The 370-nt window shown below is 46.8% G+C and carries 1 pseudogene; it reads right to left on the bottom strand.

From position 1 onward, the window contains the following. Positions 1–370 (bottom strand): annotated as a pseudogene (locus tag AC27EF_RS13640) (NAD(P)H-dependent oxidoreductase); the annotation flags it as partial.

Below are 370 nucleotides of genomic sequence, written 5' to 3'. Positions count from 1 at the left end.
ATTTAATTCCTTCACACCTTCGGTTCCCGGTGCTGTCTTTGGTCCGTGTCCTCCAATCACATCCGGTACCAATCCTGTGTAGTTGGACATTGCTGTCATCTCCACCATTGTCTTTGTTCCGTCTTTAAATGCACATAACATCTTCGGACTCATCACTCGGCGGGTTGCTTCCTCCAGTACCGTATCCGGGTTGCATTCGTAATCAATCTTATTGTTCTTTCCTTTTCCCATAACTTCCACGTTCATTCCCATGGCTTTGGCAAAGCTGTAAAGCTCCATCACAGCTCCCGGCTCATCTCCGGCAGATCCTGTATAAATCACGCCTTCTTTCGCTGCCAGTTTCTTTAAGTATGGTCCAATGACAACATCT

It is taken from the genome of Anaerostipes stercorihominis, from assembly GCF_057535655.1.
Note: the sequence above shows the minus strand (reverse complement) of the source record. Positions and strands in the feature narration are given on the sequence as shown.